This is a genomic window from Pseudomonadota bacterium, assembly GCA_016719885.1.
Lineage (GTDB): Bacteria > Pseudomonadota > Gammaproteobacteria.
The window spans coordinates 1-19,146 of the sequence record JADJYF010000015.1; the positions used below are offsets into that span (position 1 = coordinate 1).

16 protein-coding genes and 1 pseudogene are annotated in these 19,146 nt (G+C 65.4%); 11 read left to right on the forward strand and 6 right to left on the reverse strand.

Annotation, left to right across the window (positions count from 1 at the left end):
- Window positions 1-915 (forward strand): annotated as a pseudogene (locus IPM80_16095) (integron integrase).
- Between the two features lie 801 nt (window positions 916-1,716).
- Window positions 1,717-2,253: a hypothetical protein gene (locus IPM80_16100; protein ID MBK8959892.1), complete on the forward strand. Its 537-nt coding sequence runs from the start codon at window positions 1,717-1,719 to the stop codon at window positions 2,251-2,253.
- Window positions 2,254-2,294: 41 nt separating this feature from the next.
- Here IPM80_16100 and IPM80_16105 read toward each other — a convergent pair whose 3' ends face one another.
- From IPM80_16105 to IPM80_16125, 5 genes are all read right to left on the reverse strand, one after another.
- A complete protein-coding gene (locus tag IPM80_16105; GenBank protein ID MBK8959893.1) occupies window positions 2,295-3,530 on the reverse strand; it encodes a beta-ketoacyl-[acyl-carrier-protein] synthase family protein in 1,236 nt (411 codons plus the stop codon).
- A gap of 132 nt (window positions 3,531-3,662) precedes the next feature.
- Entirely contained in the window at window positions 3,663-4,688 is a 1,026-nt protein-coding gene (locus IPM80_16110; protein ID MBK8959894.1) for a hypothetical protein, read from the reverse strand.
- A gap of 216 nt (window positions 4,689-4,904) precedes the next feature.
- Entirely contained in the window at window positions 4,905-5,576 is a 672-nt protein-coding gene (locus IPM80_16115) for a nitroreductase family protein (GenBank protein ID MBK8959895.1), read from the reverse strand.
- 42 nt (window positions 5,577-5,618) lie between these two features.
- A complete protein-coding gene (locus tag IPM80_16120) occupies window positions 5,619-6,968 on the reverse strand; it encodes an LLM class flavin-dependent oxidoreductase (protein MBK8959896.1) in 1,350 nt (449 codons plus the stop codon).
- Window positions 6,969-7,198: 230 nt separating this feature from the next.
- A complete protein-coding gene (locus IPM80_16125; protein MBK8959897.1) occupies window positions 7,199-8,962 on the reverse strand; it encodes a bacteriohemerythrin in 1,764 nt (587 codons plus the stop codon).
- A gap of 350 nt (window positions 8,963-9,312) precedes the next feature.
- Here IPM80_16125 and IPM80_16130 point away from each other — a divergent pair, with 350 nt between their 5' ends.
- From IPM80_16130 to IPM80_16155, 6 genes are all read left to right on the forward strand, one after another.
- Window positions 9,313-10,536, forward strand: a complete 1,224-nt coding sequence (locus IPM80_16130; protein ID MBK8959898.1) for a CoA transferase — start codon at window positions 9,313-9,315, stop codon at window positions 10,534-10,536.
- Between the two features lie 94 nt (window positions 10,537-10,630).
- On the forward strand, window positions 10,631-11,194 hold the full coding sequence (locus IPM80_16135; protein ID MBK8959899.1) for an NnrU family protein: 564 nt from the start codon (window positions 10,631-10,633) through the stop codon (window positions 11,192-11,194).
- A 76-nt stretch (window positions 11,195-11,270) separates the two neighbouring features.
- On the forward strand, window positions 11,271-12,356 hold the full coding sequence (locus tag IPM80_16140; protein MBK8959900.1) for a phytoene/squalene synthase family protein: 1,086 nt from the start codon (window positions 11,271-11,273) through the stop codon (window positions 12,354-12,356).
- A 15-nt stretch (window positions 12,357-12,371) separates the two neighbouring features.
- On the forward strand, window positions 12,372-13,073 hold the full coding sequence (locus IPM80_16145; GenBank protein ID MBK8959901.1) for a hypothetical protein: 702 nt from the start codon (window positions 12,372-12,374) through the stop codon (window positions 13,071-13,073).
- Window positions 13,074-13,119: 46 nt separating this feature from the next.
- Window positions 13,120-13,755 carry a CDP-alcohol phosphatidyltransferase family protein gene (locus IPM80_16150; protein ID MBK8959902.1) on the forward strand — a complete coding sequence of 212 codons (636 nt, stop codon included), beginning with the start codon at window positions 13,120-13,122 and terminating at the stop codon, window positions 13,753-13,755.
- Window positions 13,752-14,744, forward strand: a complete 993-nt coding sequence (locus IPM80_16155; protein MBK8959903.1) for an NAD-dependent epimerase/dehydratase family protein — start codon at window positions 13,752-13,754, stop codon at window positions 14,742-14,744. The genes IPM80_16150 and IPM80_16155 overlap by 4 nt, the downstream gene beginning before the upstream one ends.
- Window positions 14,745-14,754: 10 nt before the next feature.
- Here IPM80_16155 and IPM80_16160 read toward each other — a convergent pair whose 3' ends face one another.
- Window positions 14,755-15,771: a flippase-like domain-containing protein gene (locus IPM80_16160; GenBank protein MBK8959904.1), complete on the reverse strand. Its 1,017-nt coding sequence runs from the start codon at window positions 15,769-15,771 to the stop codon at window positions 14,755-14,757.
- A gap of 219 nt (window positions 15,772-15,990) precedes the next feature.
- On the opposite strand from IPM80_16160, the gene IPM80_16165 reads away from it, so the two are divergent.
- The 3 genes from IPM80_16165 to aepX are packed head-to-tail and all read left to right on the forward strand — an operon-like array spanning window position 15,991 to window position 19,141.
- Complete coding sequence (locus IPM80_16165) at window positions 15,991-16,740, forward strand: 2OG-Fe(II) oxygenase (protein ID MBK8959905.1); 750 nt, start codon at window positions 15,991-15,993, stop codon at window positions 16,738-16,740.
- A gap of 9 nt (window positions 16,741-16,749) precedes the next feature.
- Window positions 16,750-17,490: a phosphocholine cytidylyltransferase family protein gene (locus IPM80_16170; protein MBK8959906.1), complete on the forward strand. Its 741-nt coding sequence runs from the start codon at window positions 16,750-16,752 to the stop codon at window positions 17,488-17,490.
- Window positions 17,480-19,141, forward strand: coding sequence for a phosphoenolpyruvate mutase (gene aepX / locus IPM80_16175; GenBank protein MBK8959907.1), 1,662 nt, complete (start codon window positions 17,480-17,482; stop codon window positions 19,139-19,141). Before IPM80_16170 ends, aepX begins: the two co-directional genes overlap by 11 nt.
- Window positions 19,142-19,146 lie beyond the last annotated feature (5 nt).

The window sequence follows — 19,146 nt, forward strand, 5'->3', positions numbered from 1 at the left end:
CGCCGTCGGCACTTCAGTCGGAATACCGAGCAAGCTTATTGACACTGGACCTAGCAATTCGTTCTTTTCCACGGCAAACGCCACCTTGAGCTTGGACCTTCGGAGGTCGGATCTTTCTTAATCACCTTGCTGTCAATCAGGGCGTAGCGGCCTCTACTCAATCCCAGGCCTTGAACGCACTTGTGTTCCTCTATGACGCAGTTCTGGCAAAACCATTGGGAGAGATGCGTGGCTTGAAACGCGTCCAGCGACGGCACCGTGTTCCCGTAGTTCTCAGCCGTGACGAGGTTAAGCGTGTCTTGAATCAGATAGGCGGAACCTGCGCTTGATGGCAGAACTTATGTAACGGCGCGGCGCTCCGTGTTCACGAATGTTGTACCTTGCGGATCAAGATCTTAGATTTTTCTTCCCGCGCTATTTCCATCCGGAACAGCAAAGGGCTCAAAAGACCGCACAACCGTGCTGCCGGACCTACTCTATCTTCCTTTGCAGGCCCACTTGGTCCGCGTTGTGACGCTACACCAAAATGACCTCTTAAAGGGAGATGGATTTGTCCCGATGCCGGATGCGCTAGAACGCAAATTTCCTTCCGCATCTCGAGCACGTGCGTGGCAATTTGTCTTCCCGTCCGCGGTGACCTGACGCTGGAAGGATGGCGTTCGATCGGTTCGTTGTTATGTTTCAGACTCTACTGTCCAACGTTCGTTTCGTGACGCGTTAAGGCATGCTGATATACAAAAGCACGCTAGCGTTCATTGCTTGCGTCATAGCTTCGCCACGCATCTGCTGGCTACGGGGACCGATATCCGCACTATTCAATTACTCCTGGGTCACCGGAGCCTCCAGACAACAATGCTCTATACGCATGTGTTGGAGGTTACAAGGCAAGTCTCTAGTCCCCTGGACCAACTATAGGCGATGATCGTCGCAACGGGGCATTAATGTCGCCGTTGCGACCGTCTACCGGTTTCCTTTCAGAAATTACTGCGGTGTATCTGTGACAATGACTTTAGGTCAGCCGCTCAGCGATCGCCGACGCTCGACAACTAACACGTGTTCGGTGGTCGCGATAACCGCCGGGCGTCCATGCCCGTGAGGCCGCGCGACACGCTGTAGACGCTCATGAGGTGTGGGTAAAACCCCATCCACGACTGTCGCCGTACTGACCGTGGTTGCGCACCGCACCTATCACGCCTTCTCAAACGGCGTTGAACGTCCATATTGACAACCACTCAGGCCGCAGATTGCCAATCGGGCCTTGGTGACTTCGCGTGCTGTACCGCGCGAAAATTTGACCGAAGCCCCAAGCGACCCGACTGTTGGCACGTGCCTTCGTTAGGTCGCAATGCAAGCAACAACGATCCTGAGATCGCCATCAAAAAGTTGGTAAACGCAGTTGGTATAACCACGATTCTTTGCCACAATTTGCCAATGCGAACGCGAACCAGTGGATTGAACGCGATCCAGCGAGAAGCTTTGTGACTGTTTTAATTTGTATTATGATGTAACTCGTTGAACCCAATAGGGTGTGGAATCCGCTTTCGGGAGGCAGGGGTCGTAGGTTCGAATCCTGTCACCCCGACCATTTCATCCAGGTATTCAGGTGCGAGCCACCGCCGCACTGGCAGTGAGTACCGCGACCGCGCCACGCGCCGCTCAATTTTTCGGGCCGCGTCCCGCTAATCAAAAAGGAATTGCTCACCCGGTGCCGCGCCGTTGTCTGCCCGAAGCGATCTGCTGAACAGGCTCCTTGCCAGCCAATTCTTTTACGTCGTCTTCGCGCTGGTGATGATGACCCTGGACGTCCTCACCGGGCGCTACCTGCAATTTCCCGTGCTGTACATCATCCCGGTCGTGCTGTCGGCGTGGTATCGCGAGGACAAGACCACTTACGTGCTTGCCATCGGGCTGCCGCTGGCGCGCTTCTTCATTCGCGAATACGTGGAACCTCCTTATCCGTTGATTTTTGCGGCCACCAATTACGCCGTGCGCGCCATGGTGCTCACGCTGCTCGCCTGGCTCGTGCAGCGCACCGCGCGTCAAACGAATGAGCTCCGGGAGCGTGTACAAGGGTTGGTCCGGATGTGTGCATGGAGTCGCACCGTCGAATTCGAAGGGCAATGGCTGACTTTCGAAGAATACTTGAAGCGCCGTTTCGGACTGGATACGACGCACGGCATCTCGCCCGAAGAAGAAAAGAAAGTGCTTGCCGCCCTCAAGCCGAACAAGGACGCCGCGCCGGACGCGGGTTGAGGTTCACCACTCCGCCACTCGCGCGGCGGAACGTCGCGTAATTATTCCCGCGTCACCACCAAGGACGCGTTCTGCCCGCCGAAGCCAAACGCGTTGACCTGCAAGGTTTCGATGCGTCCCTCGGCGGGTGCCTTTATCACGGCATGCAGCTTGCCGACTTCCGGCATGAGTTCGCGTTCGTCGTAGGTGCCGGCGGTCGGCATGAGTGCGTTCTGGCTCATGCTGAACAATCCCACCATCAGCCCGAGCGCGCCGGCCGGTCCGTGCGGGTGTCCGAAATTGCCCTTGGGCGACATCACGCGCAGTGGCGCTTTCCGGTCGCCGTAAATGCGATTCAACGCAGCCAGTTCGGCGATGTCGCCTACCGGCGTGCCGGTGCCATGCGCCACCACGGCATCGACGCCATCCTTGCCGCGCGCCAGGCCGGCGGTTTCGATGGCGAGTTCCATCACGCGCTGCTCCCAGCGGCCTTCCGGCTCCGGTGACGAAGGATGGTAACCATCGGCGAGCGTGGCATAGCCACGCAGGCGTCCATGGATGGTGGCGCCGCGCTTGCGCGCGCGGTCGGCGCGCTCCAGCACGAACATGCCGGCGCCTTCGCCGAGCATTACGCCGAAGCGCTCGATGTTGAACGGCCGGCAGGTCTTCAGGGGATCGGGCTGCGGCCGGAACATCTTGTTGTTGCGCGCACCGAAAAACACCAGCGGACTGATAGCGCAATCGGTGCCGCCGGTGATGGCGACGTCGATTTCTCCCGATTCGATCATGCGCGCCGCGATGCCCATCGCGTCATGGGACGACGCGCAGGCGGTGGCGATGGAAAGCTGCGGCCCGTGCAGACCATAGCGCAGGGCAATGTGTGCGGCCGGCATGTTGAGCAGATGGTTGACCATGAACTTGGACGACACGGCGGCCGGCCCCTCGATGCTGAGTCGCGCCTGGTCATCGGCCAGCGAATCGACACCGCCGAGTGCGCTGCCGATGACCACCGCGGTGCGCATCGGATCAAATTCTTCAATGCCCGCATCCTTGACGGCCTGCGCGGCGGCGGCCACCGCGTATTGCGAGAAGGCGGTCGAGTTGCGCACCACGCGCTCTTCCATCCAGGCGCTGGCATCGAAACCATCGATGAGCGACATCCAGATGTTCTCGTGGTCGTCCCTTGATGCCACCGGGCCCGCCACCACCTTGCCGGCCAGCAGGTTGGCGTTGAAGTCCCGCACGTTCAAGCCGATGGATGAGATCACACCGAGACCGGTAATGGCGACGTTTTCCACGATTTCTCTCCTGTGCCGTCGGCACGGCGCCGAGCGACGCAGGCCTTGCGACATCGACCAGCCAGGCGTGGCACGCCACGGCAGGCCGGTGGCAGGCGTCACCGGGGTGGCGACGCCCGCGCGCGCCGCTGCTTACTTGCGGCCCTTGGCCTTGGCGGCGGGTTTGGCCGCGGCCTTGCCCTTGCCCTTCACCGGACCGAAGTAGCTGGCGGGATTGTTGACCATCAGCTTGTCGATGATGGCGTCCGGCACACCCGCCTTGCGCAGCGCCGGCAGGATGTTGCGCGAGATGTGCGCCATGTTCCAGTTGGGCGAAGCGGCGATCATGCCGTCCAGCGCGCCGGTATCGCGACCGCGCCAGCATTCCACCGAGTCATGCGAGAGCATGATGCGATCGTAGCCCACCGCGAGAAGACCGATGAGCGCGGCCAGGCGCATCTTGTCCGAAGCAATCGCTTCGATGCCGAAACGATCGAAGCCCAGCCACGCGCCGCGCTCGAGGATGTCGAAGTAGTAGCGCATGTCGCCGACGCCGCAGGCGTGACCGATCAGCACCTTGTTGAAATCGACCTTCTCATCGTCGAACACGTCCAGGGTCTCGCGACCGAAGGGTTCGAATTCGTCGTTGTGGCACAGGATCGGCGCGCCGGTCGCCTTGCTGGCGCGCGCCGCGGCGCGCAGGCATTTGATCTCGACTTCCTGGATGCCACGACCAGGCGGGGTCACGCCATGGATGCCGCCGGAAGCCGTCTTGATGATGCCGGCCTTGATGCCGGTGTTGCCGATGCCGTCCTCGATTTCGCGCGCGTAGCATTCGGCGATACCGTCGACGTCCATCAGGCGGAAATGCATCGGAATGCCGAGCGCATCGTTGTACAGACCGGTGGCGACCACGATCTGCACGCCCGACTTCTCGGACATCTCGGCGGCGAACACCGGATCACGACCGAGTTCCATCGGGCACGGGTCGACGATGCTGCGAATGCCGAGTTCACGGATCTCCTTCAGCCGCTTGGTGACCTTGAGACCGTCCTTCTTGCGATCGAAATCCTTGTGGTCGAGTTCCCAGCCAGGCCAGCCCACGCCCAGGTGCTCATGAATAAGTGTGGAGCCCAGGTCTTCCACTTTGATTGGGCCAAGTACGGAATTGATCGGCATGGACATCTCCCCTGACGGATGGTCATCGATGAAATTTCTGGTTGAGCGCCCGGGCTGCATGGCACGCCATGCGCGTTCCGTGGCACGTAGCGAGATGGTGCCTCAGCGCGCCGCCGTGTGCCAGCAGGTCGCGCGCGCGAAATGACACTGGCGCTGCACGCAGCGCCTTGCGGCGCTGCGACACGGCGCACCCGGCGCGCGCGACACCGAGCGCGACTACGCCGTGGTGGGCGCCGCGAGACCCGGCTTGCCCTGCCCCCAACGATTGAAGTGGGTCTTGTGCGCGGCAGGCTCGCGCGTGATCGGACCGAACTTGCCGGCCGGGTATCCAATGGGGATGACGGCCACCACACCATGCGTTTCAGGAATACCGTAGAAGGCATGCATGTCGTCTTCGAACATCTGGTGCATGGTGGTGAGACTCGCGCCCAGGCCCAGGGCACGGCAGGCCAAGAGGATGTTCTGCACCGCCGGGTAGATGGAACCATAGGACGGCGGCGCGCGCCCGACGCGCTGCGCGGGCGCGACCGCGAACGGCCAGTCGCGGGTGCCGCAGCAGAACAGCAGCACCGGCGCTTCGTGCATGTGGTCGGCGAGATGCATGGCGGCCTTGGCCTGGCGGCCGGCGGCGCTGTCGTAGTCGATGCCACGCAGCACATCGGCGAAACGCTCGCGCATCCAGTACGCGTAGCGCTCGCCGAAGAACTGCTTGCCGGCGTCGTCCTCCACCACCAGGAACGACCAACGCTGCAGGTTCTGGCCGCTGGGCGCGCAGGTGCCCGCTTCCAGCACCTGGGCCAGCACGTGGTCGGGCACCGGGTCGCGCTTCAGGCGCCGCATGGCGCGCATGGTCTTCATGACATGGAAGATGTCGGTGTCTGTGCTCAAGGCCAGGCCCTCTTCAAGGAGTGAATAGAAATTGCGCATGCACTAGCGCGGACGCCGCGCCACCGGCTGCAGGTTGGCGCTGCCCAGGCCGAGATGCTCACGCAGGGTGCTGCCGCTGTAGTCGTCGCGGAACAGTTTGCGCCTTTGCAGCTCCGGCACCACGTGTTCGACGAACTCGGCGAAGGCGCCCGGCGAATGGGCCGCCGAGATCATGAAGCCGTCCGCTTCCTCGGCCGCGAGGCTGTGCTCCAGCATGTCGGCCACGTCACGCGCCGTGCCCACCAGCTGCGGCACGGTGATGCCTTGCGCGTAGAGTTTGCCGACGTCGCGCAGGGTCAAGTCCTGCTTGTTGCTCAAGCTGCGCACCGTGGCGAACAGGCCTTGCGAACCCGGCACCGAGATATCGGCGATCGGGCTGTCGATGGGGTACTGCGCGAAATCGTGATCGGTGTGCATCGACATCGTGATCAGGCCCGACACCGGATCGGCCAGCTCGTTGTGCATGGCCTGCTTTTCGCGCGCTTCGGCGGCGCTCGCGCCGATGAAGGGCATCATGGCCGGAAACACCAGCACCCGCGACGGGTCGCGGCCGAAATTCGCCACGCGTGCCTTGAGATCCCGGTAGTAGGCGCGACGGTTGTCGGCGGACGGCTCGATCTCGAACACCGCCTCGGCCCAGCGCGCGGCGTAGTCCTTGCCACGCGGCGAGGCGCCGGCCTGGATGATCACCGGCCGCTGCTGCGGCGAACGCGGCACGTTGAGCGGCCCGCGCACCTTGAAATACTCGCCGACGTGGTCGATGGCATGCACGCGTTCGGGATCGGCGAACACACCGGTCGCGGTGTCCTCGACGAGGGCGTCCGGCTCCCAGCTGCGCCACAGCGCGAACGCGACTTCGAGAAACTCCTCGGCGCGCTCGTAGCGCTGGTCATGGTCGAGCATGTCGTCGTAGCCGAAGTTCTGACCTTCGGCCTGGCTCAAGGACGTCACCACGTTCCAGGCCATGCGCCCGCGGCTCAGGTGGTCGAGCGTGGCAAAGGCGCGCGCGATGTCGAACGGCGTGTAGTAGGTCGCCGACTTGGTGACGGCCAGGCCCAACTTGTCGGTCGCGCCCGCCAGGCTCGCCACCACCATGGTCGGGTCGAGGCCCACCGCGCCCTGCGTGCCGCGCCGTATCGGGTCCTTCAGATCGTTGCCGTAGCGTCGCGGCGTGGCCAGCACGTCAGCGAAAAACAGGAAATCGAACTTGCCGCGCTCGAGGATGCGCGCGATGTCGCGGTAATAGGCGAAGTCGAGATAATCCGCCTGCGACTTGGGATGGCGCCAGGCGGCGTGGCTGTGGGCGACGGGCGCGGCTATCTGGAAGCCGGCCAGATGCATTTTTCGAGTCACGGTGGCGCAGCCTCGCTCGCGGTAGTGGCCGCCCGCGGTCGTCGCGAGGCCGAACACGCAGCGTATGCCTTGTCGCCGACTTCGTCACCCCACCGCGTGGCTTGGAGCGCGTCGGTCGCGCGACGATGCTGGCCCCTTCATCACGACAGGACCGCGCGCGCCATGAGTGACCTCAGCATCGTCCACGATCGGCTCATGATCATCGAGAGCCTGGACCGCCACGCGTGGGGCTATGACACCGGTGCGCCGGCGGCGTGGTCGAGCCAGCGCAGCATCGTGCGGTAGATGTGTTCGGGCAGCATCGGTTTCGAAAGGTAATCGTTCATGCCCGCCGCCAAGCAGGCCTCGCGGTCCTCGCCGAAGGCGTTGCCGGTCATGGCAATGATCGGCAAGGATGCGCCGCGCGGCAGTTGACGTATGCGCATGGTCGCCTGCACACCGTCCATCTCCGGCATCTGCATGTCCATCAGGATGAGGTCGTAATCCTGGCGCGCGGCCATCTCGACCGCCTCGCGACCGTTGCTGGCGAAGGCAAGTTCCAGCGCGCATTCGGCCAGGATCTCGCGCACCAGTACGCGGTTCAATTCGTTGTCTTCGGCAATCAGCACGCGCTTGCCGCGATGACGCGCGGCGAGCTGCGCGTCCGCCGCCTCGCCGTCGCTGCCATCACTGGCGGCGGCAGGCGCGCCCTGGGCCTGGCCGCGACGCAGGCGAACCGTCGCCCAGAAACTCGAGCCCACGTCCGGTTGCGACGCCAGCCCCACCTCGCCGCCCAGCAGCTCGGCCAGGTGGCGGTTGATGGCAAGGCCGAGCCCGGTGCCGCCATAGCGACGCGTGGTGCTGCCGTCGGCCTGCTCGAACAGTTCGAACAAGCGGCCCTGCTGCTCGGCGGCGATGCCGATGCCGGTGTCTTCGACCGTGAAACGGATCAACAAGGCCTCGCCGTCGTCTTCGACCATGTCCGCGCGCAGGGTGATGCTGCCCTGCGCCGTGAACTTCACGGCGTTGCTCAAGTAATTCAGCAGAATCTGGGCCAGACGCATTTCATCGCCGACCAGTTCGTAGGGCAGGTCGTCGGCCGTGACCACCAAGGCCAGCCCTTTGTCCTGTATCGGTCCGGCAATCATCTGTGTGACGCGGGCGAGCAGATCGGCGCTGCGGAACCTGCGGTTCTCGAGCTCGACCTTGCCGGCTTCGATCTTGGACAAGTCCAGCACGTCGTTGACGACCGCCATCAGGTGATCGGCCGCCATCGCGATACGGCCGAGCTTGTCGCTCTGCTCGGCGCTCATGTCGCCACGCCGCAGCAACAGGTGCGTCATGCCGACGATGGTATTCATGGGTGTGCGGATCTCGTGGGAAACGTTGGCGAGAAACGCGCTCTTGGCCTGGGTGGCGGCGGTGAGCTTGATCTCCAGCGCGCGTCGCGCATTGACTTCGTCCATCAACTGCACGGTGCGCTGCGCCAGTACGTCGGCCATGTTCATCAAGGTGTCGATGAGCACCTTGGTCGCGCCTTCCATTTGCTGATCGGCGACTTGCTTGGCCTCCTCGAGCGACCGCCCTTGCTCCATCGCCAGCACCGCCTTGGCCAGGCGCTTGTCGTTCTCGAGGATGTGGTGCGCGAGCCAATGGGTGAGATAGGACGAGACCTTGGCGATGACCTCGCCGATGCCGAGCTGCTGATGAGTTGATTCCAGTGTGGCCAGGTCTTCGACGAAACGCGCATGGGTCGCCTGGTGCTCCACGGCCCAGGCATCGCGTTGGAAATACCTGTCCCAGATTTCCTCTTCGCTCTGGAAATGGAAAACGGCGTAGTCCTTGAGCTGCGCAAAGACCCGCTCCAGGGTCGGCGCGCCTGCCTGGTGGGCGATGTGCCCGATGAGCTCGTTGAGCAGCGCGACCAGCGTGCGATGTTGCTCATCGATGATGGCGATGCCGGTATCGTACTTGTCGTTCCACTGGAAGATATCGAAAGACAGAGACATGTTCATGGCGAGTGGCTCTCGGTTCCCAGGTGCACGGCGGCGTCCGCGCGCCACGCGGTATCACCGGCCGGCCCGCGCGGTGAGCGGGCCGGATTGTTGTTCATCGCGCGCAGCCGTGGCCGTCGCGGCAGCGCGCGCGTGGGGCATCGAGAACCGCAAACTTCCTTGACCGCTGGCCGCAATGCAGCATCGCCATGCGCCGACGACGGCGCCGCCATCTCCCCCCTTCGGTGAGCGGACACGGCGCGTTCGACTCGGTTAGTATCGGCCCGAACCGGAGGCCCATCGCGGTGGGTCAGGCCGCACGCATTCTAGTACGGCGCTCCGCCCACGCGCACTCGAAAGGACGAGCAACCATGGCCACACCGAACAATATTCTCGATGGTATTCGTGTACTGGACTTCTCCCAGGCCCTCGCCGGCCCGACCACCACGCGCTTGATGGCGGAAATGGGCGCGGAGGTGATCAAGGTCGAACTGGCGCCCAATGGCGAAGCCTCGCGCGCCCTGCCCTACCTGCGCAACGGCCGCTCGGGCTATTACATCCAGCAGAACCGCGGCAAGAAGAGCATCGCCATCGACCGCAAGGACCCGCGCTCCGTCGATCTCGTGATGAAGGTGCTGGAAAAATGCGACGTGCTGGTGGAGAACTTCGCGCCCGGCGCCATCAGTCGCTTAGGGTTCGGCTGGGACGTCGTGCACAAGGTCAACCCGCGTCTCATCATGGGGTCGATCTCGGCTTTCGGCCAGACCGGGCCGCTGGCCTCGCTGCCGGGCTACGACTACATCGGCGCCGCCTACGCCGGCGTGTTGAGCATGATCGGCGAGGCCGATGGCCCGCCCTATTTCTACATGCTCGGCATCGGCGACGTCATGACCGGCACTCACCTGCTGGCCGCCATCAACGGCGCCCTGTTCTATCGCGAGCGCACCGGCCGCGGCCAGTACGTGGAAGCCTCGCTGCTCGATTCCTACTTCCATTGCCACGAGGTGAACGTGCAGGCGCACACCGCCTCGGGCGGCGAGATCAAGCCATTCCGCTGCGGCGCCCATCATTACGCGGTGTCGCCGCTCGGCGTGTTCAAGTGCAAGGAAGGCTATGTGATCATCGCCGTGCTGCCCAACCAGTGGCCGAACTTCTGCAAGGCGCTCGGCCGGCCCGAGATTGTCGATGACCCGCGCTTCATCGACGGCCCCGCGCGCATCGCCAACCGCGACGCGCTCAATGCCCTGATCGAACAAGCCCTGGCCCGTTACCCGACGGCCATCGACGCCGCCGAGGATTGGGGCTTCAATCACCACGTGCCGATAGCACCGATCCTGACCGTCGAGCAGGCGGTCAAGCATCCACACCTGGTCGAACGCGAAACCATACGCACGGTGCACGACCCGGTGTTTGGCAGCTACCAGGTGCCGGGCATGCCGCTGCGTTTCTCCGAAGCGCCGCGTCATCCCGATCTGCAGGCCGCCTACATGGGCGAACACAACGTCGACGTGTTCACCCGCTACGCAGGCGTCAGCGAGGCCGAGGTGCGCAAGCTCGAAAAGGAAGGCGCGCTGGTCGCCAAGCCCGACCTCTGAGCGCCAAGCCTCCGTCGCGGGCGCGGTCCGCTCAACGGACCGCGCGAGTTCGGGTTTCGCCACACAAGGTATCGACCGAAGGAACGTCCAGACCATGCTCGAACTGACCGCCGGCCTCGTGCTGTTCTTCGCCGCCCACGCCTTCAGCATGTTCCGCGAAGCCCGCGCACGGCTGCTGGCGAAGCTCGGCGCGCTGCCCTATCGCGGGCTCTATTCGCTGGTCTCGCTGGCGGGCTTCGCGCTCATCGTGCATGGCTACGCGCAGGCGCCGCGCATCGACGTGTGGTTGCCGCCTGTCGCCCTGCGGCATGTGACCATGTTGCTCATGCTGCCGGTGTTCGTGCTGCTGGCCGCCGCCTACGTGCCGGGGCATATCAAGGCGCGCCTCGGCAATCCCATGCTGCTGGCCGTGAAGACCTGGGCGCTCGCGCATCTTCTTATCAACGGCGACCTGGCGTCGATGCTGCTGTTCGGTGCGTTCCTCGCGTTCGGGGTGGTCGACCTCATCGCCGTCAAGCGCGGCGGCCGCAGTTCGGTGGTCGAGACCCCGCACGCGCTGTTCGACGTGCTGGCGGTGGTGGTGGGCCTCATCGTCTACGGCGCCTTCATCATGGGATTGCATCGCGCCCTGACCGGCGTGCCGATCATCGCGGGCTAGCGGCGGGCTGCGCCGGCCGGCATGCCGGTGTAGAATCCGCCGCGCCGTTCCGCCCCCAAGCCGCCAGCGAGTCGCGATGTCCTCCGCCCTGCCTTCCGTCGAAGACGAACAATTCCAGCGCCATATCCTGCAGGGCGTGTCACGCACCTTCGCGCTGACCATTCCGCAGTTGCCGGCCGGCCTCGATCGCGCGGTGTCGAACGCCTACCTCTTGTGCCGCATCGCCGACACCATCGAGGACGACGCCGGCTTGTCCTTCGACGATAAGCGCCGTTACGCCGCCGAATTCATCGCCATCGTCGAGGGCCAGGCGGCGGCCGAACCCTTCGCCGCCGAGCTTGCGCCGCGCCTGGCCGACCATGCCACCGCCGCCGAGCGCGAGCTCATCACCGAAACCGCGCGCGTGATCCGCATCACCCACAGCCTGAACGGCCGCGTGCGCGCCGCGATGGCGCGCTGCGTGCGCATCATGAGCGAGGGCATGGTGTTCTACCAGGGCCAGGAGACGCTGGACGGCGTGGACGACCAGGGCGCCATGGACCGCTACTGCTACTACGTGGCCGGCGTGGTGGGCGAGATGCTGACCAGCCTGTTCTGCGATCACTGTCCCGAGCTCGCCGGGCGCGAGAGCGAAATGATGAACCTCGCGGTGTCGTTCGGCGAAGGCCTGCAGATGACCAATATCCTCAAGGACATCTGGGACGACCGCGCACGCGGCGCGTGCTGGCTGCCGCGCGACCTGTTCGCCGCGCACGGCGTGACCCTGAGCGACGTCAAGCCTGGCCAGGGCGGTGCGGCCTTCGCCGCCGGCTTGGGACAACTGATCGCCATCGCCCATGGACACCTGCGCAACGCGCTGCGCTACACGCTCATGATCCCCGCCAGCGAACCGGGCATACGGCGCTTCTGCCTGTGGGCGATAGGCATGGCGGTGCTGACCCTGCGCAAGCTGGACGGACACCGCGATTTCGCCAGCGGTCCCGAGGTCAAGATCACGCGCGGCGCGGTCAAGGCCACCATCGTCACCACCAACCTGCTGGTGTCGTCGGACTGGCTGTTGAACACGCTGTTCGCGCTGGCCTCGGTCGGCATGCCACAACAGCGCATCGCCACGCCGCTGGCCAGCGTGGCGGGCATCGCCGGCAACTCGATCGCGCACTGACACACGACGGCGTTGGTGCAGACCTCGGCCATGCGCATCGGCATCGTCGTGGCCCTGGCGGCCGAAGCGCGCGAGTTGCCGGCCGAGCACGGCGCTTTCGCCCGCCACCACCGCTACCAGGTGATGCTGTCAGGTCCCGGACCGCGTCGCGCCGAACACGCCGCCAGTGCGCTGCTGGGCCAGGGCTGCGACGCCTTGCTGAGCTTCGGCCTGGCCGGCGGACTCGACCCGAGCTTGCGCGCCGGCGCGCTGCTGAACGCGAGCGCCATCCTCACCGCCGAGCAAGCATCACTGCCGTGTTCCGATGCACTGCGCACGCTGCTCGAATGCGAGCTCGGCGACGACGTGCGGCACGACGCGCTGCTGTATGGCGCCGAGCTGCCGGTCGTCAGCCATGCGCACAAGCGGGCGCTGCACGAGCGCCTGGCGGTGCTCGCGGTCGACATGGAATCGGCCGCCATCGGCCGCGTGGCGCGCGCCCATGATGTGCCCTTCGCGGCGCTGCGCTGCGTGGTCGACCCCAGCGACTTCAGCTTGCCGCGCGCGGCCCTGGTCGGCATGGCGGAAGACGGCGGCAATCGGCCGTTGGCGAGCGCCGCGGCGCTGCTGCGGCGGCCCTGGGAATTGCCCGATCTGATCCGGCTTGCACTGTGGTACGGTGGCGCCCTGCGTGCCCTGCGCGATGCGGCGGCACGCTTGTGCAGTCAAGTGCGGTGATACCTCGGCGCGCTACCCAACATCAAGAAAGCAGAGACGCGTAGCGATGAGCACCGAGCAAGACCGCCTTGCCAGCGACAAACCGTGGGATGCGCGTGTGGCCGCGGCGCTGGTGCGACCGCTGCTCGGTTCGCGTTGGGTGCATCCCAATCACTTCACCACCGTGCGCCTGCTGGTGGGCGCGGCGGGGGCCGGCGCCTTCGCCAGCGGTGCGTGGCCCAACCTTGCCGCGATGCTGGTGGTGCTGTCGAACTTCCTCGATCACACCGACGGCGAATTCGCGCGCATGAGCGGCAAGACCAGCCGCTTCGGTCATTTTTACGATCTCGCGTCCGACGCGCTGGTGACGGTCGGCATGTTCGCCGGCATCGGCATCGGTCTGGCGCGGGACGACGACAGCATCATGGAAATGGCGCTGGGCCTCGTGGCCGGCGCGGCGGTCGCGCTGATCTTCCACCTGCGCAACCAGATGGAGAACGCGCATGGCAAGGAGGTCACGCGCCAGCCGCATTGGGCCGGCTTCGAGGCTGAAGACATCCTGTACCTGATGCCGCTCGTGACCTTGTTCGATGGTCTGAACGCGTTCCTGTACGCGGCCGCCGTCGGCGCGCCGCTGGCCTGTGTGCTGGTCGGCGTCAGCTACCTGCGCGTGATGCGGGAACCGCGCGGTCAGCGCGTATGACCGTGCTCGTCACCGGCGCCACCGGTTTTCTCGGTAGCGCCGTGGCGCGCCTGTTGCTGGCGCGCGGCGAACGGGTACGGGTATTGGTGCGGCCCCATAGCGCGGGCGCCAACATCGAAGGTCTGCCGGTCGACATCGCCTACGGCGACCTTCGCGACCCGGCGTCCTTGCTCGCCGCCTGCCGCGACTGCGCCGGGCTGTACCACGTGGCCGCCGATTATCGTCTGTGGGTGCGCGACACCAACGAGCTCTACCAGAGCAATGTCGAAGGCACGCGCGCCTTGATGCTGGCGGCGCTCGACAGCGGCGTCGAGCGCATCGTCTACACCAGCAGCGTCGCGACGCTCGGCTACCACCGCGATGGCCGCGCGGCGGATGAAGACACGCCGGTCACCATCGACGACATGATTGGTCATTACAAGCGCTCGAAATTCCTCGCCGAGCGCGTGGTCGACGAACTGGTGGCGAACCGCGCTCTGCCGGCCGTGATCGTCAACCCGTCGACGCCGATCGGCCCGCGCGACATCAAGCCCACGCCGACCGGCCGCGTGGTACGCGACGCGGCGCTCGGCCGCATACCCGCCTTCGTCGACACCGGGCTCAACGTCGCCCACGTCGATGACGTCGCGCACGGCCACCTGCTGGCCTTCGAGCGCGGCGTGATCGGCCGCCGCTACATCCTCGGCGGCGACGATCTTGCGCTGCGTGAAATCCTGACCCTGGTGGCGCGTCTGTGTGGACGCAAGCCGCCCACCATCGAACTGCCGCTACGCCTGCTCTACCCGGTGGCGTGGGTGTCGGAAGCGCACGCGCGGCTGCGCAACCTGCCCGAACCGCAGGTCACCATGGACGGTCTGAAGATGGCGGCCAAGCAGATGTATTTCGACGCCGGCCGCGCGCGCCGTGAACTCGGCTACCGGAGCCGCCCGGCGGGCGAGGCGATCGCCGATGCGGTGGCGTGGTTTCGCGCCCAGGGCATGCTCGGCTGAGCGCCAGCGCTCAGGAATTGGCGGCGTCGAGTTCGCCGCGCGCGTAGCGCCCCGGGGTGACCGCGTAGGCGGCCGCCACGGCGAGGCTCAAGGCTATCCACAGCACGTCGCGAAAACGCCGCACCAGGGCGGTTGCCACGCCGGCCGATGGCACGCCGGTCAAGGCGCCGACCGCGACCAGGAACGCGCCTTCCTGCGCGCCGAGTCCGGCCGGGATGAAAAACGCGATGGTGCGCACCAGTTGCACCATGCATTCGATCATCCACACCTCGGCGAAGCTCAGGGGAAATCCCAGCAGGGTCATGATGAGGTAGACCTCGACCGCGCCCAGCACCCAGTTGCCCATCGCGAACACCAGCGACCACAGCAAACGCAGGCGATGACCGCTGTAGAACGCCGCGAACTGGCGATCGATGTCCTCGGCGGCGCGCAGCGCCCCGCCGAGACGCTGACCGAAACGCGTGCGCCCCACCCAGCGCGCGACATGGGTCGAGAGCCGCAAGTGCTGCATGAGGAAGAACACCACCGCCGACAGCACGATGAAGGCAAAGCCGGCGACGGCCATCAGTTTGTGCTGGGCGCTGAAGCGTTCGTGATCGATGAGCATCGCCGCGCCGATGCCGACGAACAGCACCAGCGAAAACATGCTGGTGGTCTTGGCGATCACCAGCGACGCGCCCGAGTCGCGCAGCGGAATGCCCCAGTTGGATTTCAGCAGCCAGGCCTTGATCGGCTCGCCGCCCATCGACGCGGTGGGCGTGATGTTGTTGTAGGCCTCGCCGATCATGCGCACCGCGAACATGCGCGCGAGCCAGCGTCCGTTGATGGCCACTGCTGGCAGCACGATGTGCCAGCTCACCGCGTCGGCGCCGAAATACAGCGCATAAACACACAGCACCGCCAGCATGCCGCCAAGGCCGATGCGCTCGACCTGCTGCCACAACGCGCCCAGGTCGGTGTTGTGCAGCACCACGCCGAGCAAGACCAGGCCGAGCAGAAGGAATGACAGTTTGGCGAATCGGACCATGGTTTCTCGCGCCGCGCCGCCCACCGCGGCGGTCTCGCATGCAGGCGCGACTATCGCACAGGCGCGCGCCGCAGACCACGTCGCGACGCGCCGGACGTGTAGCCGCGCCTCACTTGATCTCGCGCAATACGCCGCGCCGCGCGTGCCGCCGCCACGGTTGCGACCGCGCAACGGGCCAAGTACCCTTGCTCGGCATCGTCGCCGTCATTGATTCATGCCATGAAGCCATCCCTGCTGTCTGAGTCGCCGCCTTTCGCCGCGCTCCAAGCTCGCCTGTCGGCGCTGGACACGGCGGCGCTGCGCGCCGAGTTCGAAGCCAACGCGGAGTTCATCGCGATCCCGGACTTCCTGTCGGCCGATGACATCGCGCCGCTGGTGAACGCCCTGCCGGCGCTCGAAGCGCGCGTGCATCGCAACTTCATCCCGGGACACAAGAAAGGCGGCAGTATTTCGCGCTACGACCTCGATGCCAGCGCGCCGGCCTTCCCCGAGTTCTACCGCAGCCCGGCGTTCAGGTCTTTTCTCGAGGCGCTGTGCGGCCGGCCCTTGCTGGAATGTCCGGCCGACGACCCGCATACCTACGCGCTGTACTACTACACCGAAGCCGGCGATCACATCGGCTGGCATTACGACACGTCCTACTACAAGGGCGCGCGCTACACGGTGCTGTTGGGCCTGGTGGACGAGTCGAGCTGCCGCCTCGAGTACGAGCTCCATCGCGACGATCCGCAACGCGCGAGCGTGAGTGGCGGCACCGCGCTCACGCCCGGCATGCTGGTGGTGTTCAATGGCGACAAGCTCTGGCATCGCGTGACGCCGGCCGCCGCCGGTGAACGTCGCGTGGCGCTGACGCTGGAATACGTGACCACGCTCGGCATGCATCCGCTGCGCCGCTTCGTCTCCAACATGAAGGACGCCATCGCCTACTTCGGCTTTCGCCAGGTGTTCTCCGGCGTCAAGCGCTCCTGAGTCACGCGCTTGCACGCCATCCTCCTCGCCGCCGGCGTCGGCCGACGCCTGAACCAGGGTCAGCCCAAGCCCAAGTGCCTGCTGGAGTTCGGCGGCATGACGCTGTTGGAGCGCCATTGTCGCAATCTGCTCGCGTGCGGCGTCGAGACGCTGACGGTGAGCGTCGGCCACGAGTCGGATCAAATCGCGCGCGCCCTCGACGCCTTGCCGCGCCCCGCCACCTTGCTCTGCCACAACCCGCTCTACACCTTGGGTTCCAGCGTCAGCCTGTGGAGCGCGCGCGCCGCGCTCGCCTGCGGCGATGATGTACTGGTGATGGACGCCGACGTGCTCTATCACCCGCAAATACTCCAGCGCCTGGTGACGAGTCCAATGCGCAACTGTTTCCTCCTCGATCGTGATTTCGTCGCGGGCGATGAACCGGTCAAGCTGTGCACGCACGGCCCGCGCATCGTCGAGTTCCGCAAGCGCGTGGCCGACGGCCTGGTCTACGACCGCATCGGCGAATCGGTGGGCTTCTTCAAGTTCGACGCCGCCACCGCGCTGCGGCTGGCACGGTTGATGGACGCCTACGTCGCCGACGGGCGCCGCGACCAACCCCACGAGGAAGCGCTGCGCGATCTGGCGCTGTGCCCGCAACTCGACATCGGCGTCGAGGACATCACCGGCCTGCCATGGCTGGAGATCGATTTCCCCGAGGACCTGGTGCGTGCCGAACAACAGGTGTTGCCCTTGCTCGATGAACGCTGATCGCCATCTCGCGCCCGGCGCGCGCAAGACCACCCAGCTGCGCCAGCTGCTGGCCAGCCGTGAACTCGAGTTCATCCTCGAAGCGCACAACGGCATCAGCGCGCGCATCGTCGAGGAAGCCGGCTTCAAGGGTATCTGGGCCAGCGGTCTCGCGCTGTCGGCGCAGTTCGGCGTGCGCGACAACAATGAAGCGAGTTGGACGCAGGTCGTCGACATGGTGGAATTCATGTCCGATGTCACCCGCATCCCGATCCTGCTCGACGGCGATACCGGCTACGGCAACTTCAACAACATGCGTCGCCTGGTGCGCAAGCTCGAACAGCGCGGCGTGGCCGGCGTGTGCATCGAAGACAAGTTGTTTCCCAAGACCAACAGCTTCATCGACGGCGAACGCCAGGAACTGGCCGACATCGACGAGTTCTGCGGCAAGATAGCCGCCGGCAAGGACTCGCAGAGCGACGACGACTTCTGCGTGGTGGCGCGCATCGAGGCCTACATCGCCGGCTGGGACACGCGTGAAGCCTTGCGCCGCGCGAGCGCCTATCACGCCGCCGGCGCCGATGCGATCCTGGTGCACAGCGCCTGGTCGACGCCGGATCAGATCCTCGAGTTCGCGCGCGAGTGGGCCAATCGCGCGCCGCTCGTGATCGTGCCGACCAAGTACTACTCGACGCCCACCCCGGTGTTTCGCGAGGCCGGCATCAGCCTCGTGATCTGGGCCAATCACCTCATTCGCAGCGCGGTCGATGCCATGCAGGAAACCGCGCGCCAGATCCACGCCGACCAGACCTTGGTGACGGTCGAAGACCAGATCGCGAGCGTGAAGGAGATCTTCCGCCTGCAGGGCGCGGACGAACTGGCCGAAGCCGAGCGACGCTATGTGTACGAAGCGCGGCGCGACACGCGCGCCGTGATCCTGGCCGCGAGCCGCGGCGAGGGCCTCGACGACCTGACCCGCGAACGGCCCAAGGTCATGTTGCCGGTCAACGGCAAGCCGCTGTTGAAACGCCTGGTCGAGCGCTGCCGCAAACAGCAGGTAGACTCGGTGACGGTGGTGGCGGGCTACAAGGCCGAACACATCGATGTCGGCGGCATCGACATCGTGCACAACCCGCGCTATGCCGACAGCGGCGAACTGGCGTCCCTCGCCTGCGCGCGGCCCATCTTTCGCGACGACATGGTGGTGATGTATGGCGACCTCATCTTCCGCAGCTACGTGCTGCGCGGCCTCATGGAATCGGACCGCGACCTGACGGTGGTGGTGGACTCGCAGTACAGCGTTGCCAGCAGCGGCGGCAGCGGCAAACCCGATTACGCCTACTGCAGCGTGCCCGACGATCGCTCGCTATGGGGCCAGGACGTGCTGCTGGAGCGCATCTCGTCACTCGCCGAGTCGTGCGACGGCCCCGCCCATGGCCGTTGGATAGGCATGTTGCGTACCCGCGCGCGCGGCCGTGAATGGCTGGAGAACGCGCTCGACGCGCTCGCCGAGCGCGAGGATTTCGACAGTCTGGACATGGGCGACCTGCTCAATCACATCGTCGCACGCGGCCATGCGGTGCGCGTCATCTACATTCACGGACACTGGCTCGACGTCAATTCGCTCCGCGACCTGGAACAGGCCGGGCGTTTCACCGCCGGCCAACGCTGAGGGTT

Excerpts from the sequence above, each read along its gene's own strand:
- IPM80_16140 (MBK8959900.1), top strand. The coding sequence starts at position 11,271 with ATGTCCTCCGCCCTGCCTTCCGTCGAAGACGAACAATTCCAGCGCCAT.
- IPM80_16135 (MBK8959899.1), top strand. The coding sequence starts at position 10,631 with ATGCTCGAACTGACCGCCGGCCTCGTGCTGTTCTTCGCCGCCCACGCC.
- IPM80_16160 (MBK8959904.1), bottom strand. The coding sequence starts at position 15,771 with ATGGTCCGATTCGCCAAACTGTCATTCCTTCTGCTCGGCCTGGTCTTG.
- IPM80_16110 (MBK8959894.1), bottom strand. The coding sequence starts at position 4,688 with ATGCCGATCAATTCCGTACTTGGCCCAATCAAAGTGGAAGACCTGGGC.
- aepX (MBK8959907.1), top strand. The coding sequence starts at position 17,480 with ATGAACGCTGATCGCCATCTCGCGCCCGGCGCGCGCAAGACCACCCAG.
- IPM80_16150 (MBK8959902.1), top strand. The coding sequence starts at position 13,120 with ATGAGCACCGAGCAAGACCGCCTTGCCAGCGACAAACCGTGGGATGCG.
- IPM80_16125 (MBK8959897.1), bottom strand. The coding sequence starts at position 8,962 with ATGAACATGTCTCTGTCTTTCGATATCTTCCAGTGGAACGACAAGTAC.
- IPM80_16130 (MBK8959898.1), top strand. The coding sequence starts at position 9,313 with ATGGCCACACCGAACAATATTCTCGATGGTATTCGTGTACTGGACTTC.
- IPM80_16155 (MBK8959903.1), top strand. The coding sequence starts at position 13,752 with ATGACCGTGCTCGTCACCGGCGCCACCGGTTTTCTCGGTAGCGCCGTG.
- IPM80_16165 (MBK8959905.1), top strand. The coding sequence starts at position 15,991 with ATGAAGCCATCCCTGCTGTCTGAGTCGCCGCCTTTCGCCGCGCTCCAA.